The sequence below is a fragment of the Pseudoalteromonas sp. SG44-8 genome, assembly GCF_014164125.1.
Classification (GTDB): Bacteria; Pseudomonadota; Gammaproteobacteria; order Enterobacterales; family Alteromonadaceae; genus Pseudoalteromonas; species Pseudoalteromonas rhizosphaerae.
Genome location: NZ_JACJEQ010000015.1, coordinates 22,938 through 41,330 on the forward strand (window position 1 = coordinate 22,938; position 18,393 = coordinate 41,330).

An 18,393-nucleotide genomic window follows, 5' to 3' on the forward strand; every position below is an offset into this window, starting at 1 on the left:
AAGTTTTTTATCTCATTTATAAAATCTTTATAAAGCTTTGCAGTGCAGCGCTGACTTTACTATTTGATCCCGTATATTCAACTCAACTTTAGTGATTGCGTGTTACCTGCTATAGGTATTTGATAAGGCGTATTGATGATAAATTGGAAAATCACCTTAAGACTACTCGCCTTTCCTATTATTTGGATGGGAGTGGTACAACTGGTCTTTGCAGCGCTTTCATTATTTATTTTTAAAGACCGAGTTATTAGCGCGTTTCTTATTCCTGGCGCAACGATGATCTCTGTCGCTTTAGTGCTACTTATCAATTTACGTAAAACTGATCTAACCGCCGCAACATTCAGAGACGCACTTATTTACGCCACAGTAACGTGGATTATAGCCGGTGTGTTAGGCGCCATTCCTATTCTAGTCATCACTGGCGTTAACTTTAGCGACGCGGTATTTGAGTCAATCAGCGCCTTAACCACCACTGGCGCAACGGTGTTATCAGGGCTCGATAACATGCCTGCTAGCTTTTTATTGTATCGACAATTCTTACAATGGATGGGCGGTTTAGGCATTGTAATTTTTGTAGTGGCTATTTTACCTATGTTGAATATTGGTGGTATGAAATTATTAAAAGCAGAAACACCAGGCCCCATTAAAGACGAAAAATTGACTCCTCGCGTTGCCAGTACCACTCATTATTTATGGGGCGTTTATTTAGCAATCACCGTACTTTGTACTTTAGCCTATTATGCTGGCGGAATGAGTTTTTACGATGCGATCGCACATGCCTTTACCACGGTTTCAACTGGGGGCTTTTCAACCCATGATGCCAGTATGTGGTATTACCACAGCCACTTACTGCTGTGGATAGCTAATGTATTTATGCTTGCAGGAGCGATTAACTTTGCCTTGCACTTCAAAGTAGCGCACAAAAGAGCCATTACTAGTTATTATCATGATGAAGAGACGCGTTATTTTATTTATATAGTGGTGCTTTTATCGGTTCTTTTAACCACCATGCTACTGCTTAAAGACAGCTACTCAAATGTACTTGAAGCATTTAGTTTCTCTACATTTCATATTATTTCTTTTATTACCAGCACCGGTTATGGCGCAGCAGGCTTTACTGACTGGCCAGCTGAGGCTGGGTTTTTACTGGTTATTGCCGGCTATCTTGGTGGTTGTGCAGGTTCAACGGCTGGCGGAAATAAAATAATTCGTAACATTATTGTTGGCAAAATGATTAATAACAATATTAAACAGCTGCTTCACCCAAGAGCGATATTTACACTTAAATATCAAGGCTCGCCCGTTAAAGAAGATGTACGCCATGCAATTATGGCATTTATGACCTTTGCTGTTGGTTCAAGCTTACTGTTTACAATGTTGCTTATGGCAACGGATCTGGATTTTTGGAGCGCATTTACTGCAGTAGCTGCATGCGTCAATGTACTTGGCCCTGGATTTGGTGAAGTTGGCGCTAACTTTCAACCAGTTTCAGACACCGGTATTTGGATACTCTCGGTCGCTATGATCGTGGGTCGGTTAGAATATTTTACTGTTTTTGCACTTTTTACTCATAGCTTTTGGAAAAAATAACGAAGGAATAATATGGCACATTTTACAGTTATTGGTTTAGGTCGCTTTGGCATTGCAGCAAGTCTTGAGTTGATTCATTTAGGGCACACAGTGACTGGCGTTGATAGCAACCCAAAACTCGCCGAAAAGTATGTTGAGCACTTATCAGAGACAGTGGTATGCGATTCAACAGATGAAGCGGCGTTAAAGGAGCTCGATTTAGCAAATAGTGAAGCGGTCTTAGTCGCAATTGGTGAAGATATGCAGTCCAGCATATTATGTACCTTAGCACTAAAAAATTTAGCGGTTAAACAAATATGGGTTAAAGCCAGCACCAAAGCGCATCATACGATTATATCAAAGTTGGGTGTCTCGCGTATTATTCACCCAGAAGAAGAAATGGGAGTGCGCGTTGCACAAGCGCTAAACTACCCAATAGTGAATGATTATATTTCCTTAGGTAATGGTTTATACGTGGTAGAAGTGAGTATCAAAGCGCATTTACATCAAACACAATTAGGCCATTTACTAAAAGAAATCAAAGCGTCAATTGACCCGCTACTGGTTAAACGAGGCAAACAAACATTTGTAAAATTAACGGATGACTTTGAATTGCTCGAATACGACACGCTGCTGTTATCTGGTAACCGTGTACAATTAAACTATCTTGCGCCAAGGCTGTTATAACCATGGTTTTATGGCATCCACTAAAAACTGCTATCGAACGCAGCCCTAGCGGCAATAAAAAAATCAATGCTGCACCGCCGCTTATTTTGTGCTGCAGCTTTTTGATATTAATCGCACTAGGGGCTTTAGCATTAAAGCTGCCTTTTGCCACCAATGAACCTATTTCGTGGATACAAAGTGCCTTTACTGCAACATCGGCGGTAACCGTCACCGGATTAGTTGTGGTAGACACAGGCTCCACATTTACGCCTTTTGGCCAAGGGGTGATCGCGCTATTAATTCAACTTGGTGGCTTGGGTTTGATGACATTTGCAGTGGTAACCTTGCTGGCACTGGGTAACAAAGTTGGCTTTATTCAAAAAACAGTGACTAAAGCCGCTTTTAATCAAACAGATACATCAACACTTTTGAGTACGGCAAAATCAGTGTTGCTTTTTGCCATCATTGTTGAGTCACTCGGTGTTGTTATTTTAACGCTTTACTGGCTCCCTGAGCTGGGCTTACAAACCAGCTTTTTTCATGCGTTGTTTTATACCATTAGTGCATTTAATAATGCGGGATTTGCGCTTAGCCCCAACAGCCTGATGCAGTATGTTGACGATCCTGTGATCAATCTTACCATTACTGGTTTGTTTATTATCGGTGGCCTAGGTTTTACGGTACTTATGGATGTGTATAAATCAAAACGTTGGGCAGCCCTTAGCACCTATAGTAAGTTAATGCTGATCAGCACGGTTATCATCAATATTGTAGCGCTGGTGCTGATTTACGTTATTGAATATGACAATCCAAAAACACTGCAACCCTTGTCAGAAGTCGGTAAATGGCTAGCTGCTTGGTTTCAAGCCGTAACACCGCGTACGGCTGGATTTAATACCATTGCTATAGAAGAGCTGAGAAATGCCAGTACCGCATTAACAATGATGTTAATGTTTATTGGTGGCGGCTCACTCAGTACCGCAAGTGGTATAAAAGTAGTAACTTTTGTGGTGTTGATTTTAGCAACTTACAGCTACTTACGCCGCGATAAAGGCGTTACTGTGTTACGCCGAGAAATCGACAAAGAATCTGTTTATAAAGCACTGGCTTTAACCCTTGTTTCAGCGGGTATAACATGGCTGGCTATTTTTACGTTACTGATTGTTGAAGATGCGCCTTTTTTAGATGTCGCCTTTGAGGCTGTGTCCGCACTTGGCACTGTAGGATTGTCGCGGGGTTTAACTGCTTCTCTTTCTCCGCTGGGCGAATTTATCATTATGTTTTTAATGTTTATGGGAAGGATTGGCCCCTTAACCATTGCCTACTTTTTAGCGAGTCCTCGCAGTAGGAAACTAAGATATCCAAGCGCACAATTATCGATTGGCTAAATAGCAGAGCTGGGAGAATCTCAAACTAAATCCCAGCTAATACTCGCTCAGTGACGTACTAGCTTGATGCCATTTAAAATTCGCCACATACTAACAGACGATTTTCATAGGTTAAAAACACAGATAATAACGCAGACACCCATCTTAATTTCGTAATAGGTAGACTAAAAATTGATTGGAAAATAACAAGAAAATAACAAAGACACCCATTGTTAATTTATGGAATACAGCCAAAAATTAACCATGATGGTTTAAGAGCTTGCATAACGAATATGAGGTTGGTTAATGGTTCTGAATTGAATAAAATTTAACTATCGATACATTAATAAACTAACGACAAAAAAACCTTCAAACCAGCGCTTGCTATGCAGGAGAAAAAGCTGTTCATTTGCAGTAATCAACTAATGTAAGCTAACAAAACTCGTCATCGCGAACCTTTATTTATCTGCTTGGTTATCAAACTAAAAGTGAGGATACCTAAAGCATCAGCAAGTAGATCAGCGATGTCTAAGGTTCTGCTAGGTATGAAGTATTGGCTTAGTTCTTCCAATAAAACGAATAGAAACACGACGCTCGAACCAACATACAAATTGCATGACAATACTGAATATGATTTTAGCTTAAACGCAAAATTAGCACCTAGAGTAAGCAAACCAAATAAACAAAAGTGCCCTACTTTATCGCCATAAGGAATAATTTTAACAAGCTCAAAGAAAATACTATGTTGCCCCGTATTAGCTTGATATATGACCCATATAATAAAGCTAAGAAAAGTAACTGACACAATAGTGATTAATTTATGCATGATTGTTTAATGTTATTGTTGAGTTACCAACCATAGCCGAATAGCGATTATGATTCAATCACTTAGTGTTCTACTGCTAAAGCAACCATCAGATCCCTGCAAGGTCACGCTCGGTGATGCACTCGTCCGATGCCATTTCAAATTCGCGGCATACTAACGGGCGGTTTTCGTAGATTGAACACATTAAGGTATTGCGGTCGAGTGCTTGGCACCAACCATCATCGGCGCGTTTCATCACTTCGCTGCCCCATTTATCATATTCAATATAATGAAACGGCACGCCAGTGTCGGTCACTATACGCACTTCTAACTGACAACAACATGCTTGGCAATTAGCACAAGTAACAGGCTCAGGGGCTGATGTAATATTTTTTACTGCAATGACGGTTTCATCGGGGTGAACAATCTGGGGCATAAAGGCTTACTTTTAAGAATAAGCCCCTAGCATACCTGAGTGAATTTAACGCGCCAGTAATTTCGTTTTTATTTCACTGTAACGCTGCTGCTCACACAAACCAAAACCACTGAGTTGACGCACTTTGTTACGCGCAAATAACGGTACGCTCATTCCCGCTAAAAAGCGGCATTGGGTTTCAATACCTATATTATGTATACCTTTACTGGCGAGGTGACTAAGTAACTCATCAACCTTTTGATAAATTACAGCATCGTTAGCAAAGCTATGAGCGAGTGAATATTCAAGTGTTACAGCTTGGCCTCTACATACTGAGCAATGGCCGCATTGCTGTGGCGCTTGATGGTCGTCAAAATAACGAGCAAGGTTATAGCTCAAACATGTTTTAAGCTCGAAAAAGCGAATAAGTGCCGCAATACGCTTAATTTCAGCTTGCTCTTTATCAACAAAATAGCTGTGTAATTGCTTAGCCAGCTCAGGGTTATTGATTACCTCATTATGTACTTGATAGACTTGGGTGATTCGCTTTGTTTCAAGTGCTATTAAATTCTTCTCTGCTAAATAATCAAGCGCTGCAACAACGCGTTTGCGATCCACCTGAGCGGCTTGGGTAAGCGTGTCAAAATTTAGTGTGCCCCAGATTTTTTTAAATTGGGTATGGCTAAATATTAACTGTAAAAATGCTTGTCTATCAGCATCAAAGTGACCAAGTAAAGCGGCTTTATCAACCAAAAACTTATATTTAAAGTCGGCGTAATAAGCATAAAGTGGTGTTATTGCACCTTGCATTTCCAATTGTACTAACAAGGTTTTAAGCGCTAATTGGCGAATATTACTATCACTTGAAAGGCTGTATTCTTGCATTTCCCATTGCTGACTTTCTTTTGAGTGATCGCTTTGGTGTTGGCGAATATCGTTGATCACATGCTCAATACCGCTAAGCTCTGGGGTATCGCCATAAACAAAGTTTTCAACCGTGTTTAAGCCATCTAAATTGGCCAATGTAAAACACTGCGATGGTTGTCCGTCTCTCCCTGCACGACCAATTTCTTGGCTGTAGTTTTCAATCGACTTTGGTAAATCATAATGAATAACAAAACGGATATCTGATTTATCAACCCCCATACCAAAAGCAATCGTGGCCACTACTACATTAATTTTACCCGCCATAAAATCATCTTGGATACCATAACGCAGAGTATCTTCAAGCCCAGCATGATAAGCCACAGCGTGTAAGCCTTTACGGCTAAGCGCTTCTGCGACTTGCTCTGCACTATGTTGTAAGGTCACATAAACAATCCCTGGGCCCGTTTGCTCGCGCACAATATTAGCCAATGTACTTGCTTTATCAGCGCTTTTCACGCTGAGTATCGATAAGTCTAAATTAGCCCGATAAAACCCAGTTTGTACAATGCATTCTGGGGTAATTGCAAAACGTTCACTCATATCACGCTTTACTTTTTTAGTGGCGGTGGCCGTTAATAATAATACCAAGGGAATATTGAGCTCATCACGATAGCGCGGCAGTTTTAAATAATCAGGCCTAAAATTATGGCCCCATTCGGAAATACAGTGAGCTTCGTCAACCACCAGCATTGAAATAGCCACTTGATTAATAAATTCACGAAATCGCTCGTTTTTAAAACGTTCTACCGACACCATTAAGATTTTCACTTTACCGGCACGCACATCGCTCATTACTGTGTGACTTTGCTCTGTAGTTTGGCTTGAATCAAGGCTTGCGGCATAAATTCCCTTGTTATTTAAAAAACCAATTTGGTCTTTCATCAGCGCAAGTAATGGCGAAACAACCAGCGTTAGATTAGGTAAATGCAATGCAGTTAACTGATAACACAATGACTTACCAGATCCAGTGGGGAAAATTGCCAATGATGATTGGTTATTTAGCAGTTGCTCTATGGTTTGCTGCTGACCTTGACGAAATTGACTAAACCCAAAGTGTTGCTCAAGTGAAGAAAGTATCGATCCGCTCATAATATTTCCCTTTATTCATATTCCCTAATAAAGGAAATCATAGTTTGAAAATGCAATGTTTGCCATGGTAACTTTTTTTTGCTTTATTTTCTTGGCTTATCTATTTGTTCCTATTAAATTTTACTGACAAATCGTGGGAAAAGGCGCATTATAAATGCGTTGCTTGAAAAGGTATTTTGAACATTTTTGTTCAGCTCAATACCTAAGTGTTCTATACGTTTCATCATCATAAGAGCATTTAGGTATAATTCTTTTGAGGGCAATGAAATGATAACCACACATCCTAAAATCGTGATCATCGGTGGCGGTGCCGGCGGCCTTGAGCTCGCAACGCAATTAGGGCATAAACTAGGGAAGAAAAAACACGCCGACATTCTATTAATTGATAAAAATCGCACCCATATTTGGAAACCTTTACTGCACGAAGTAGCAACGGGCTCTATAGATGCCGATTTAGATGGGGTAGTTTACTCAGCACACGCAGCAAAACATCATTATAACTTTCAACTTGGCACTTTTTGCAACCTTGATAACGCTAATAAAACCATCACACTCAGTGCCTTTAATGACGAACTTGGCCATCAAATTTTACCACAACGCACCGTTCATTATGACTACTTGGTGATTGCCATCGGCAGCGTCAGTAACGACTTCAATACACCCGGTATTAAAGAACATTGTTTTTATCTTGATTCAAACCAACAAGCGGAACGCTTTCAGCACGCGCTACTCGATAACTTTACTCGGCTTCATCAAGACGACAACCCACAGCATGCATTAAATATTGCCATTGTTGGCGGTGGCGCAACAGGCGTTGAACTCTCAGCTGAGCTGTATCATGTTTCTGACTTATTAAAACTTTATGGTTTGACAAATATGTCGGCAAAGCGCTTACACATTCATTTAATCGAAGCAGGCCCGCGTATTTTACCCGCCCTACCAGAGCGTATAGCAAACTCAGCGAAAAGAGAGCTACTAAAGCTTGGTGTTAACGTTCGAGAAAACACCCAAGTAAAGCAGGCAACAAATCAAGGATTCATCACTAAAGATGATGAACAGATCGATGCCGACATTATGGTATGGGCAGCGGGTGTAAAAGCCCCCGATTTTATAAAAGATCTCGGGATTTTTGAACTAACTCGTAATAACCAAATCATGGTGAACGACTATTTGCAAAGTAATAGCGATGACACCATTTTTGTATTAGGTGACTGTTGCGCGTTTACACAAAAAGATGGCAAATTAGTACCTCCTCGTGCGCAATCAGCCCATCAAATGGCACAATGTGTTGAAAAAAACCTAATTGCGACACTACGCCAACAGCCGTTAACTAGCTTTGAATACAGCGATCATGGTTCGCTCGTCAATTTGTCACGCTACAGTACCGTGGGGAGCTTAATGGGCAACCTCACTAGTAATAGCTTTTTTATTGAAGGCAAGATAGCCCGCTTTATGTATATTTCGCTCTATCGCATGCATCAACGCGCTATCCACGGCAGCGCCAAAACCTTTGCATTATGGATCAGCGAAAAAGTGCTCCGGGTCGTTAGACCAAAGATGAAATTACATTAAGCAACTAACAAGAGTAAGTGGAGCCGCCGCTTCACTTACACACCTAGAAATAAAATAAAAATGACACCGATCTAGAAATTATAATGACACCCATCTATATATATCTAAAAACAATGAAATTAAAATTGACACCCATCCATATATATCTAAAAAAAATGCAAACTTACATTTTAAAACAATGGATTGAAGGTAAATAAAAAAGACACCCATCAAAAAATTGCAATGATAAAAATTGCAATGACACCCATTCTAAATAAAAATGAAATTACAAACATCCAGGTTAGGGCAATAAACGAAACAATTAAAAACCGTAGTTATTTTCAAAAAGGACTTTTATACAAATGGCAGATAAATATCAGGCGTTTGCATTTTTAGGCGTCAAAAAAACCTGAATTAACAAGTTATGTATTATTGGCTACGTTATCACGCTAGTAATTTTTCGCAATTCGTTAGATTCGTTCGTCGCTTAAAGTGTTGATGTTCACAAAACATATTTAACGACTCAGGTCTTCCAACAGCACCGTGAAAAACGGTGGTAAATTTGCTGGTAACTTTCAACCAGTTTTCGGGGGTTATTTGCAACCTTTCAAGCAAAGGGGTTAGATCGGCGGCTATATAACCTATTTTATCAGGACGAATACAGCGCCCAGTCGCATCAACAAGAGAAAGGTAGGAAGTTAGCTCAAAAGGTAAACCTTTCACCATATGCTGTGTTGCCATTCCTGAAAAACGTTGTAATGATTTGGGCTGTTTACCTGCTGCGATCGAAATAATACGCTTTTTGACACTCGTAAAATCTGAATTTTCTGGTTTGTCAGCAATACCTGCACGAACTGGGTTTAAATCAACATACGCCATACATGCTAATAATGCGGCTTCATCAAGTAAGGCTTGGGATTTGAACCGTCCCTCCCAAAATCGCCCCTTACAGTCATCTTCTTTATTTGCTTTTCGCGCTATATATTCATTTAAAGAGCGCATGAACCAGCTAATATCCATTAACCTTGAACGATATTGCGCAATATTATCTGTAACTATTTTCATCTCAAAAGACGCTAGCTTTTCACCTTTAGCAAAACGTCGTGTTAATTCAGAACCTTTAAAGGCTTTATGCCAGCGAATTGCAACTGCTCTATCATTTACTCTTTCCGCTTTTTTACTATCTACGTACACTACAATATGAGTATGATTACTCATTACTGCATAAGCGCACACATCTATAAAAAAGAGAGATGCCAAACTCATTAGCTTATCTTCAACCCATTTTCTGCGGTGTTCATAACATTGACCCGTATATTCATCCACACCACACAAATAGGCACGTCTTACACATCGTGATATACAATGATAGTAACGAGTGTCCGTTAAACTGATTTGTCGATTTCTTGCAGTAGCCATAAATACCTCAGATATCACGTTCCTTATAAAATACTAGTTCCTCATGGTAATACTGCAAATATAGTCATTATTATGGGTGTCATTTAAGTTTGAATTACTACAATCGCCATTTATTAGGTGGGTGTCTTTATTTATTTAAGTGGGTGTCTTTATTTTTTTTATTAGTTACTCTGGCTGTGCTGAGGCTAGATGTTCGTAACGGGCTAATATTTCATCATATTCACCTGAGCGCTTTATTTGCTCTAGTCCTTTGTTAAAGGAGGTTATTATATATTCAGCATTGGGGTGCTCTTTACTGATTCCAATATGAAGAGGGTGCTTAATTAAAGCTGGTTGCCAAATTGTTAGCTCTGTTGAGTAACCATTTTTTTTCATTTCGAACCATGCTGCGTATTTATCAACCAGAGCAATATCAGCGCGATGCTTTTTTACATGCTCAAGACAACTATGGACATTAAGTAAAGGAACGATTGTAAGCCTATCAATAGACTGTAAATACTCATGATATCCGTAACCTCTAATTGTACTGATTGTTAAGCTTTCTAGGCTGTGAGGGCCTTGATAATCAAGCTGCGACTTAGTATTACTAATTATGCTAAGTTCATTAGTAAAGTAGGGCTGGCTAAATAAAATTGTTTTAGCACGATTTTCTGTCCACCATAATGCAGGGATCAAATCTATTTCATTATTTTCTAACATTCGCATTGCACGACTAAATGGCGCTATTTTAATATCGAATGCAATATTCTGGCTAAAAAATGCAGCACGTACAAGCTCAGTAGTCATACCCGTTCCATCAGCAAATATGTAGGGAGGCCATTCATTATGAGATCCTACTAAAGGCTGTGTTATTGAATTAGAAAGCGCAGCAGTACTTTGTATGCATAACAGCAAAATAATAAAAAATTTAGTCATAGCAACACGATACCTTTTATCATGCCTACCTAAAGATACACAATAATACATTTGCTCTAGGCAAATCTGCGTAACTTAACTATTTAACCTAAGGCTTAATGGCAACTTGAACTTTGTTACTAAACCAGAGCTTCAACTGTTTAAGCTTAGACTACATTTGACTATATTATTTTCAATCTATAAAAAAGTATTACCTAAAATAAATAACAAAAATCCTTATTGCATATTTGAGTGGATTGTCTTCAAATTTAAATAATTTACCTGTAAGTTATAAAAAACCACATAAAGGAATGATGCTATGACCGCGAAAACGCTGATTTTCAACTTTGATGGCACAGGTAGTGAGCCACGTGATGCTGAGCAGTTCAGCTCTGCGCATTTTAAGGAAGATGCAAGCATTTCGAATATTCTCAAACTTCATTTATTAATGGGTGGCCAGTTAAATAACGAACCCGTTACTCCTTTTACTAATCAACTTAGCTTCTATTACCAAGGTATTGGAACTCAAGGAAGTCGTTTAAAGCGATTCCTCAATCAATCTTTCGCACCACGCGATGACGATGTTGCCAGTATTTTAAATCATGCTATAAATGATTTTAAGCGCTACTACAAAACTGGCGATATACTGTTACTCACTGGCTTTAGTCGCGGCGCTGCGTTAGCACGACGTTTTGCAAAGTGCTTAGAGCCGCTCATAGATAATAACGTTTATTTATGCGTATTTGATACTGTGGCATCCATTGGTTTATCCAAAGTCACCAAGGCCACCCGAGGCGCTGAGCATGTTATTTTTGAAAACCATACTTTAGCGACCAACATAAATCAGGCTCTGCATTGTGTGGCACTGGATGAAAAGCGTCGAGCTTTTGAACCTACCCTTATAAATCATCAAAACAATGTATATGAAATATGGTTTGCAGGCGCGCATTCCGATATCGGTGGTGGCTATTATCGAGATGGGCTGGCGGATATTTGCTTACGCTTTGCAATGGAGTGGTTACTTGAACTGCCTGTGGCTTTATACTTTTTAACTAGTCAAGCAATCGATTATTCATCGTTATTTCCTGCTGATCAAAACAGTTTTATCGCCCAAGATGATATGACCATCACCCCAGATCCTCTCGCGTTAAGCCATCAACAGAATTATTTTTGGTTTAATCCTTTATTTAAACTGATTGATCGTGAATGTACCGTGCTGGTTGATGACGAACAAAGTAAGCTGTTACCCATTATCCACCACAGTGTTGCTACACGTATCAATCAATTAACCAGTTATCGTCCCGAGTCTTTAAAAAACCTTAGTTATCTACTGCTGTATGCAGATCAAACTACGCTCAGTTTTAACGGCTTGTCTGCCCATATTGCTTTAAAAAATCAAAACATGTCGGTGTTACAAATTGGCCAAAGCCAAGATGTGTTGGTTTATGCCGCAGAGCAATACAATGCAACAGGACTAATGCTTGAACAAGGGGCTACTTATCGCTTTAGCCCTTACCCAGAACAACTTTGGTATGACGATGGCGTAAAATGTGGGCCACAAGGTTGGCACCGAGATAACCTACAGTTGGGTGTAAAAGAGATCCCCATGGCATTGCTCGAACCCTTTCGTCGTTTACCACATGCAAACTGGTTTGCCTTAATTGGTGCTATTGCCCATAGCGATAATGATGCTTTTGAGATTGCCGATGGGGGTGAATTTAAAATGACTCACTCAGGAGAATTTACGCCTTTTGCAAATGATTTGGTGCGTTTTTATGGCGCTAATGCAGGGCGTATAAAAATAAACGTGACTCGCCTTGGTTAATTGCATTATTAATAGGCCGTGCTAACGGCCTATTAATAACATTAAACTATCACTATTTTGCACTTAAAGCGGCTTCAGCTTCAGCCAACATAGCAAACTCTTCATCGGCACTGTGTGCGACTAAGTGCTTACTACTGTATGCAAAGTAATAAATCGCTCCGATCACAAATAGCACCACAGTAAACAAGAATGCACGAGGATCAAACGCGTACACCCCAGTTAAAGCCACCAAAGATAAGACCAGCGCAATTGCTGAGGTTATCATGCCACCTGGCGTTTTATAAGGTCGTGCGAGTTCAGGCTGTTTAATACGCAGTAAAATATGGCTCAATGCCATCAATGCATACGAAACCGTAGCGCCTACCACGGCCATCGCCAGCATTAAATCACCTTCACCACTTAATGATGCTAAGAAGCCAAAAATACCCGGCACAATTAAGGCACGTGCCGGCACTTTTCGTGAAGTTGTAACCGACAAACTTTTTGGAAAGTAGCCCGCTCTAGAGAGCGCAAACACTAACCGACTATACCCATAGATAATCGAGAAAAACGACGCCACTAAACCCGCTAAACCTAATATATTAACGAGTGTTGCTAAGCTTGCATTCCCTGTTACGTTTAGCGCATCAACTAACGGCACGGCACTAGCGCCCATTGCGCTGGCACCACCGGCACCAGGGATCAATACTACGACTAACAGAGCAGTAAACAATAAAAACAACATTGCACCTATAATTCCTTTTGGCACGTCTTTAGCTGGATCTTTGGCTTCTTCTGCCGCTAATGGTACGCCTTCAACGGCTAAAAATAACCACATTGCAAACGGCAATGCAGCCCACACGCCATACCAACCAAAGGGCAAAAACTCGGAGGCTCCTGCAGCATCGGTGATGGCAATATCAAACAATCGCGATACATCAAAATGTGTAAATAATGCGATCGCAGTGGCTATAATGGCAAAAACCGCTAAGCCACTTATCACCATCATCACTTTTAACGCTTCACCCACTCCCGCTAAATGAATACTGATAAACACAATATAGAACAGCGCATACACCCATGGACCATTAAAACCCAGTAGCGCTTCGACCGCCGAGCCAATAAAAATAACAATCGCAGCGGGTGCTAATGCATACTCGATTAACACTGCCAAGCCGGTCAAATAACCACCAGCAGGGCCCATTGCCTGACGCGCAAAACTATAGCCACCACCCGATGCCGGAATGGCCGCCGACATTTCTGCTAATGACAAAACCAAAGTTAAATACATCACCGCCATTAATACTGTGGCGACAGCAAAGCCTCCCCAACCAGCTTCTGCAATACCAAAGTTCCAACCCGCAAAATCCCCAGAAATAACATACGACACTCCTAATCCCGCCAATAAAATCCATCCCGCGGAGCCTCGTTTTAACTGTCTTTTTGCAAGGTACTCTTTATTATCTAACATTATCTTCTCCTGCTATTTATTGTTGTAATTACATTATGTTTTCGTTGTTGATTATTCTGATAGTAAAAAGTTTGTTGTTTGCGTTTGATGCTCTATCACATCGTCTTGACTGCGATCTTTTAACCCCACCCCTGACAGGTTTAAACGTTTCGCTTCTTGTAAAAGATATAAAGTCCGTTGTGCTGCATCCTGATATGACAGCCCCGCAGGACGAATATTAGAGATACAATTACGACAAGCATCATTCAGCCCTGTTTTTGGCTGCCAAGTTAAATACAGCCCTAAACTATCTGGAGAACTTAGCCCTGGCCGTTCACCAATTAATACCAACACCACCTTGGCATTAAGGAGCTCACCTATGTCGTCGCCTATCGCCACTCTACCTTGCTCAACTAAGCTGATCGGTGCCAAACGCCATGGCTCTGGTTGTTCACGCAGTATCGTCAGTAACTGAACAAGAAAAGGATGGGCATTTTTTTGTACTGCTAAAGACGATAAACCATCAACGATAACGATTGCGATATCATGGTGTAACTCAGTGGCTATAGCCGCTTTCCTCATATAGTTGCTTAGCTGATCGCGCGATGCTTGATCCAGTTTTCGACCTAGATCAGGGCGTTGTAAATAATGATTGCGATCCACGGCTTGGCTATGTAAATGCAGTGGTGACGCGCAAAAATCCTCTAGCTGTTCACTTAACGCAGCTAAATCCAATGGAAAATTAACCGCATCTCGTGCTTGCGCATGGGAGAGTTGAAACGCCAACATTTCAGCCGTCGGAAGACTGATCCCAGCGCGCCCTAAACCAATGCGTGCATCGGTAAAGCTGCGTAGTTGCCGCCATGGGTTATGCACCACTTTGCCATTATCTTGATGTTGTTGCTGTATTTGCTGTGCCGTTTTGGAAGATGAGTTTTTCATGGCTGTCCACCACTTAAAGCTTTCAAAGAACGCGCAAATTGTGACGGTAACGTGTCAGACAAAATATGCTGCTGGGTATCTGTCATAATGTTCATTTTTGCCAGCCAAAGTTCGAATTCAGGTGCTGGACGCAAACCTAATACCCGCCTTGCATACAGAGCATCATGAAATGAGGTGGTTTGATAGTTAAGCATAATATCGTCAGATCCGGGGATCCCCATTACAAACGAACACCCCGCTACACCGAGTAAGGTCAGTAAGTTGTCCATATCATTTTGATCTGCCTCAGCATGATTGGTGTAGCACACATCACAGCCCATAGGCACACCCAGTAATTTGGCACAAAAATGGTCTTCAAGCCCTGCTCGAGTAATTTCTTTGCCATCAAATAGATATTCCGGGCCAATAAAACCCACTACGGTATTGACCAGTAACGGTTTGAATTTTCGCGCTACGGCATAAGCACGGGTTTCACACGTTTGTTGATCAAGCCCATGGTGGGCATTTGCTGATAGCGAGCTGCCCTGCCCCGTTTCAAAATACATCACATTATTGCCTACTGTTCCGCGTTTTAAACTTTGTGCTGCATCTTGCGCCTCAGCAAGTGTATTTAAATTAAAACCAAAACTTGAGTTAGTCGCCTCAGTCCCCCCTATAGACTGAAACACTAAGTCAACCGGCGCACCGGCCTCAATACATTCAATAGTGTTAGTTACATGCGTAAGAACACAGCTTTGAGTCGGGATCTGGTATTTTTCAATCACATCATCCATTAACCGCATTAATTTAATCGCTTGTGCAACATTATCAGTAGCGGGGTTAATACCAATTACGGCATCGCCACTGCCATACAGCAGCCCATCTAAAATACTCGCGGCAATGCCATTTACATTATCTGTTGGATGATTAGGCTGTAAGCGTGTTGATAAGTGGCCAGGTAAGCCAATGGTATTTCTAAATGCAGTCGTGACATGGCACTTTTTGGCAACTAAGATCAGATCTTGATTACGCATTATTTTACTAACCGCAGCAGCCATTTCGGGGGTAATACCCGCTCTGATTGTCGCTAAAACATTGCTTGTTGCGTGATCACTCAGCAGCCAATTACGAAAATCACCTACCGTTAAATGTGCGATTGCTGCAAATGCGTTAGTGTCATGTTCATCTATGATTAGCCGAGTAATTTCATCGTCTTCATAAGGGATCAAGGCATCGTTCAAGAATGTTTTTAAAGGGACTTCTGCCAGCGTCATTTGTGCCACGGCTCGCTCTTCGGCAGAACTGGCAATAACACCTGCCAAGCTATCACCAGAGCGCTGCGGGGTCGCTTTAGCCATTAACTGTGCGAGATTGTTAAATTGGTAGGTTTTACTTCCTAACGTGTATCGATACGATTGACTCATAAACTTACCTTGCTGACAAAATGTGTGTTAAAAAGGATAGGCACAGCTATTGCTTCCACTACAATAAAAAGCAATAAAAAAACAATAAACAGTGCAACGATTCTTTTAAGGTAGCTTATAGCGTACCAAGCAACTATCAAGTTTTGGCAAATGTTATTTAAACAATAAAAATCAAATAGTTAAAATTAAAAATCGGACAACTACTGTTTGCTTGTAATAATTAGCCTGGGGTGTAATACGCAACTATGCAACATAATTTACCGACAAATGCACCAAGTAAGTGCACTTTAGCTACGACCGATGTGGACCAGCAGGCGGGAAACCTAACAAACTGGCAACAAAAATATGATCAAGTCAGTGATGGCCGCTTTTATGGCTGTATTGATGAAGTGGCTTATGATGGTTTGCAAGTGTTTAAAGAATATACCCAGTGCGCATTACGACAACAGTGTAAAGTATGGCCAAATGCGTTATGGCTTGGTATTCCGGTAAACGCACAAAACAGTAAAATTAACGGTCTCACCATCGCTGATAATCAATTAATGTGCCGCCCAAGTGATTGCAACTTTGAGCTGATCACCCCTGAGCAATTTAATATTTATGGCATGGTGATCAATCAAGATACGCTTCATCAAATTGCTCAGCGACAAGGGTTGTCACTTCAGGGCATTTGTGAACATGGATCACCGCGTATTACAACATCACCACAAACACTGCAACGTGCTCGTGAATGCATTGAACAAATCATTTATGCTAATGGCGGTGGAGCAAGTGCGGCTTTACAACACGATATTTTATTAAGTTTAGTGCTGCATTTACTGCAATCACAACTCCCCCAGCAAAAAGTAACCCCAAGTTATAAACACCGTAAAAACGTTGTTGATAAAGCGAAAGAATTTATTCACGATCACCCAGACAACATAGTGACTATCACCCAATTATGTGAGTTTACCTACGTTTGTCGACGGACTTTACAATACAGCTTTGAAAGTATTTTAGGCATCAATCCGCTGCGTTTTTTACGCATGACCCGGCTTAACCAAATACGCCGTGAACTCAGTGATCCGCAACAAAATAAACCCATTTCAATGATTGCCGCCAATTGGGGCTTTTGGCATCCGGGCCAGTTTGCTAAAGACTATAAACAACTATTTGGCGAAAACCCTTCAGACACAGTAAAGCGTGCGCAGCTTTAGTGGTATCAATTATAGCTAGTTAATTAATAGGTATAGCTGGCAATTATTTGCTTGATATTCGATTGCATATCAATGATCGCTGCATTAATGGAGCGCACATTGTCCATCGTGACCGTTTTTTTACTGAGCATAAAATGGATTGGATTATCATGAATAACATAAGGATGCAGTGTAATACCGGGGATTTTTTCTTGGCTTATGAGGTATAACCCAGATATTTCATCATCAATCATAAAATCGACGCGTTTAGCTTTTAACATATATAGCCGATGCTTGAGCAAAGGTACTCGTACAAGTAAATCTTTATTGTTTGTGACTTTGCTTAGCTGCTCAAATTCTTTACCATAATAACCACCATTATTTACGGCTATGGTTTTTTGTTGCGCCAACAGGCTGGCTAAATCGTGTGTTAGGTACTTAGTATCTTCATACCAGAACAGCCGCATTTTCTCACGTCTATATGGGGTTGAAAAGTGACTATATTGGGCACGTTGTTGATTGAAACTCGCAGCAGTTAATATATCCACGCGGCCATTTTCAAGCTCGACCAAACCGCGCTTTGATGACGGCAAAGGCACAAACTTACTACAGAATCCAGCATGCTTTAACACCAAACGGCTGATCTCTACATCTATTCCTGTAAGAGCCTGCTCACCATCAAAGACAAATGGTGGCCAAGGTAATATCACCCCTACTTGCAGAGTTTTTTCGCAGCTGTTACTAATTGGACTCAATAATATCAGAAATAAATAAATGTATTTGATAACTACAGCCTAGTTAAATTACAGACGCTTTTTACAGTATGGTGCATCTGACTCGAAAAACCAAAAAAAGCAGCCCGAAAGCTGCTTTAAGTAAATTACATATTAACCTTATTACCTCAAAGTAGGCTTGGG

General features: G+C 40.7%; 15 protein-coding genes. 6 read left to right on the forward strand and 9 right to left on the reverse strand.

The features are described 5' to 3' along the window. The first annotated feature begins 135 nt into the window (after positions 1–135). The 3 genes from H5163_RS12885 to H5163_RS12895 are packed head-to-tail and all read left to right on the forward strand — an operon-like array spanning position 136 to position 3,623. Positions 136–1,590, forward strand: coding sequence for a TrkH family potassium uptake protein (locus tag H5163_RS12885; protein ID WP_182735295.1), 1,455 nt, complete (start codon positions 136–138; stop codon positions 1,588–1,590). A 12-nt stretch (positions 1,591–1,602) separates the two neighbouring features. Further along, entirely contained in the window at positions 1,603–2,256 is a 654-nt protein-coding gene (locus H5163_RS12890; RefSeq protein ID WP_145239779.1) for a TrkA family potassium uptake protein, read from the forward strand. A 2-nt stretch (positions 2,257–2,258) separates the two neighbouring features. Continuing rightward, a complete protein-coding gene (locus H5163_RS12895; protein ID WP_182735296.1) occupies positions 2,259–3,623 on the forward strand; it encodes a TrkH family potassium uptake protein in 1,365 nt (454 codons plus the stop codon). Between the two features lie 424 nt (positions 3,624–4,047). Here H5163_RS12895 and H5163_RS12900 read toward each other — a convergent pair whose 3' ends face one another. The 3 genes from H5163_RS12900 to H5163_RS12910 form a co-directional block, all read right to left on the reverse strand. Continuing rightward, positions 4,048–4,428 carry a VanZ family protein gene (locus tag H5163_RS12900; protein WP_182735297.1) on the reverse strand — a complete coding sequence of 127 codons (381 nt, stop codon included), beginning with the start codon at positions 4,426–4,428 and terminating at the stop codon, positions 4,048–4,050. Between the two features lie 88 nt (positions 4,429–4,516). Further along, positions 4,517–4,843, reverse strand: a complete 327-nt coding sequence (locus H5163_RS12905; protein WP_089369063.1) for a YkgJ family cysteine cluster protein — start codon at positions 4,841–4,843, stop codon at positions 4,517–4,519. A gap of 45 nt (positions 4,844–4,888) precedes the next feature. Next, positions 4,889–6,838, reverse strand: a complete 1,950-nt coding sequence (locus tag H5163_RS12910) for an ATP-dependent DNA helicase RecQ (RefSeq protein WP_182732392.1) — start codon at positions 6,836–6,838, stop codon at positions 4,889–4,891. Positions 6,839–7,105: 267 nt separating this feature from the next. On the opposite strand from H5163_RS12910, the gene H5163_RS12915 reads away from it, so the two are divergent. Beyond that, positions 7,106–8,410, forward strand: a complete 1,305-nt coding sequence (locus H5163_RS12915; protein WP_182735298.1) for an NAD(P)/FAD-dependent oxidoreductase — start codon at positions 7,106–7,108, stop codon at positions 8,408–8,410. Between the two features lie 423 nt (positions 8,411–8,833). Here the strand turns inward: H5163_RS12915 and H5163_RS12920 are convergent, their stop codons facing one another. Together H5163_RS12920 and H5163_RS12925 are read right to left on the reverse strand one after the other, a co-directional pair. Beyond that, positions 8,834–9,808: a transposase gene (locus tag H5163_RS12920; protein ID WP_182732391.1), complete on the reverse strand. Its 975-nt coding sequence runs from the start codon at positions 9,806–9,808 to the stop codon at positions 8,834–8,836. 165 nt (positions 9,809–9,973) lie between these two features. Beyond that, positions 9,974–10,774 (reverse strand): ABC transporter substrate-binding protein, encoded by an 801-nt coding sequence (locus H5163_RS12925; RefSeq protein WP_145239797.1) that lies wholly within the window; start codon positions 10,772–10,774, stop codon positions 9,974–9,976. Between the two features lie 247 nt (positions 10,775–11,021). Here H5163_RS12925 and H5163_RS12930 point away from each other — a divergent pair, with 247 nt between their 5' ends. Then, positions 11,022–12,527 carry a DUF2235 domain-containing protein gene (locus H5163_RS12930; protein WP_182735300.1) on the forward strand — a complete coding sequence of 502 codons (1,506 nt, stop codon included), beginning with the start codon at positions 11,022–11,024 and terminating at the stop codon, positions 12,525–12,527. Between the two features lie 52 nt (positions 12,528–12,579). Here the strand turns inward: H5163_RS12930 and eat are convergent, their stop codons facing one another. From eat to H5163_RS12945, 3 genes are read right to left on the reverse strand one after another with little or no spacing between them, the layout of a single operon-like run. Further along, on the reverse strand, positions 12,580–13,977 hold the full coding sequence (eat, locus tag H5163_RS12935) for an ethanolamine permease (RefSeq protein ID WP_220494582.1): 1,398 nt from the start codon (positions 13,975–13,977) through the stop codon (positions 12,580–12,582). A gap of 51 nt (positions 13,978–14,028) precedes the next feature. Beyond that, positions 14,029–14,898, reverse strand: coding sequence for an ethanolamine ammonia-lyase subunit EutC (eutC, locus tag H5163_RS12940; protein ID WP_182735301.1), 870 nt, complete (start codon positions 14,896–14,898; stop codon positions 14,029–14,031). Continuing rightward, positions 14,895–16,301: an ethanolamine ammonia-lyase subunit EutB gene (locus tag H5163_RS12945; RefSeq protein WP_182735302.1), complete on the reverse strand. Its 1,407-nt coding sequence runs from the start codon at positions 16,299–16,301 to the stop codon at positions 14,895–14,897. Before H5163_RS12945 ends, eutC begins: the two co-directional genes overlap by 4 nt. A gap of 245 nt (positions 16,302–16,546) precedes the next feature. On the opposite strand from H5163_RS12945, the gene H5163_RS12950 reads away from it, so the two are divergent. After that, complete coding sequence (locus tag H5163_RS12950; protein ID WP_145239807.1) at positions 16,547–17,497, forward strand: helix-turn-helix domain-containing protein; 951 nt, start codon at positions 16,547–16,549, stop codon at positions 17,495–17,497. A gap of 23 nt (positions 17,498–17,520) precedes the next feature. Here the strand turns inward: H5163_RS12950 and H5163_RS12955 are convergent, their stop codons facing one another. After that, a complete protein-coding gene (locus tag H5163_RS12955; RefSeq protein WP_182732545.1) occupies positions 17,521–18,231 on the reverse strand; it encodes an ABC transporter substrate-binding protein in 711 nt (236 codons plus the stop codon). Positions 18,232–18,393 lie beyond the last annotated feature (162 nt).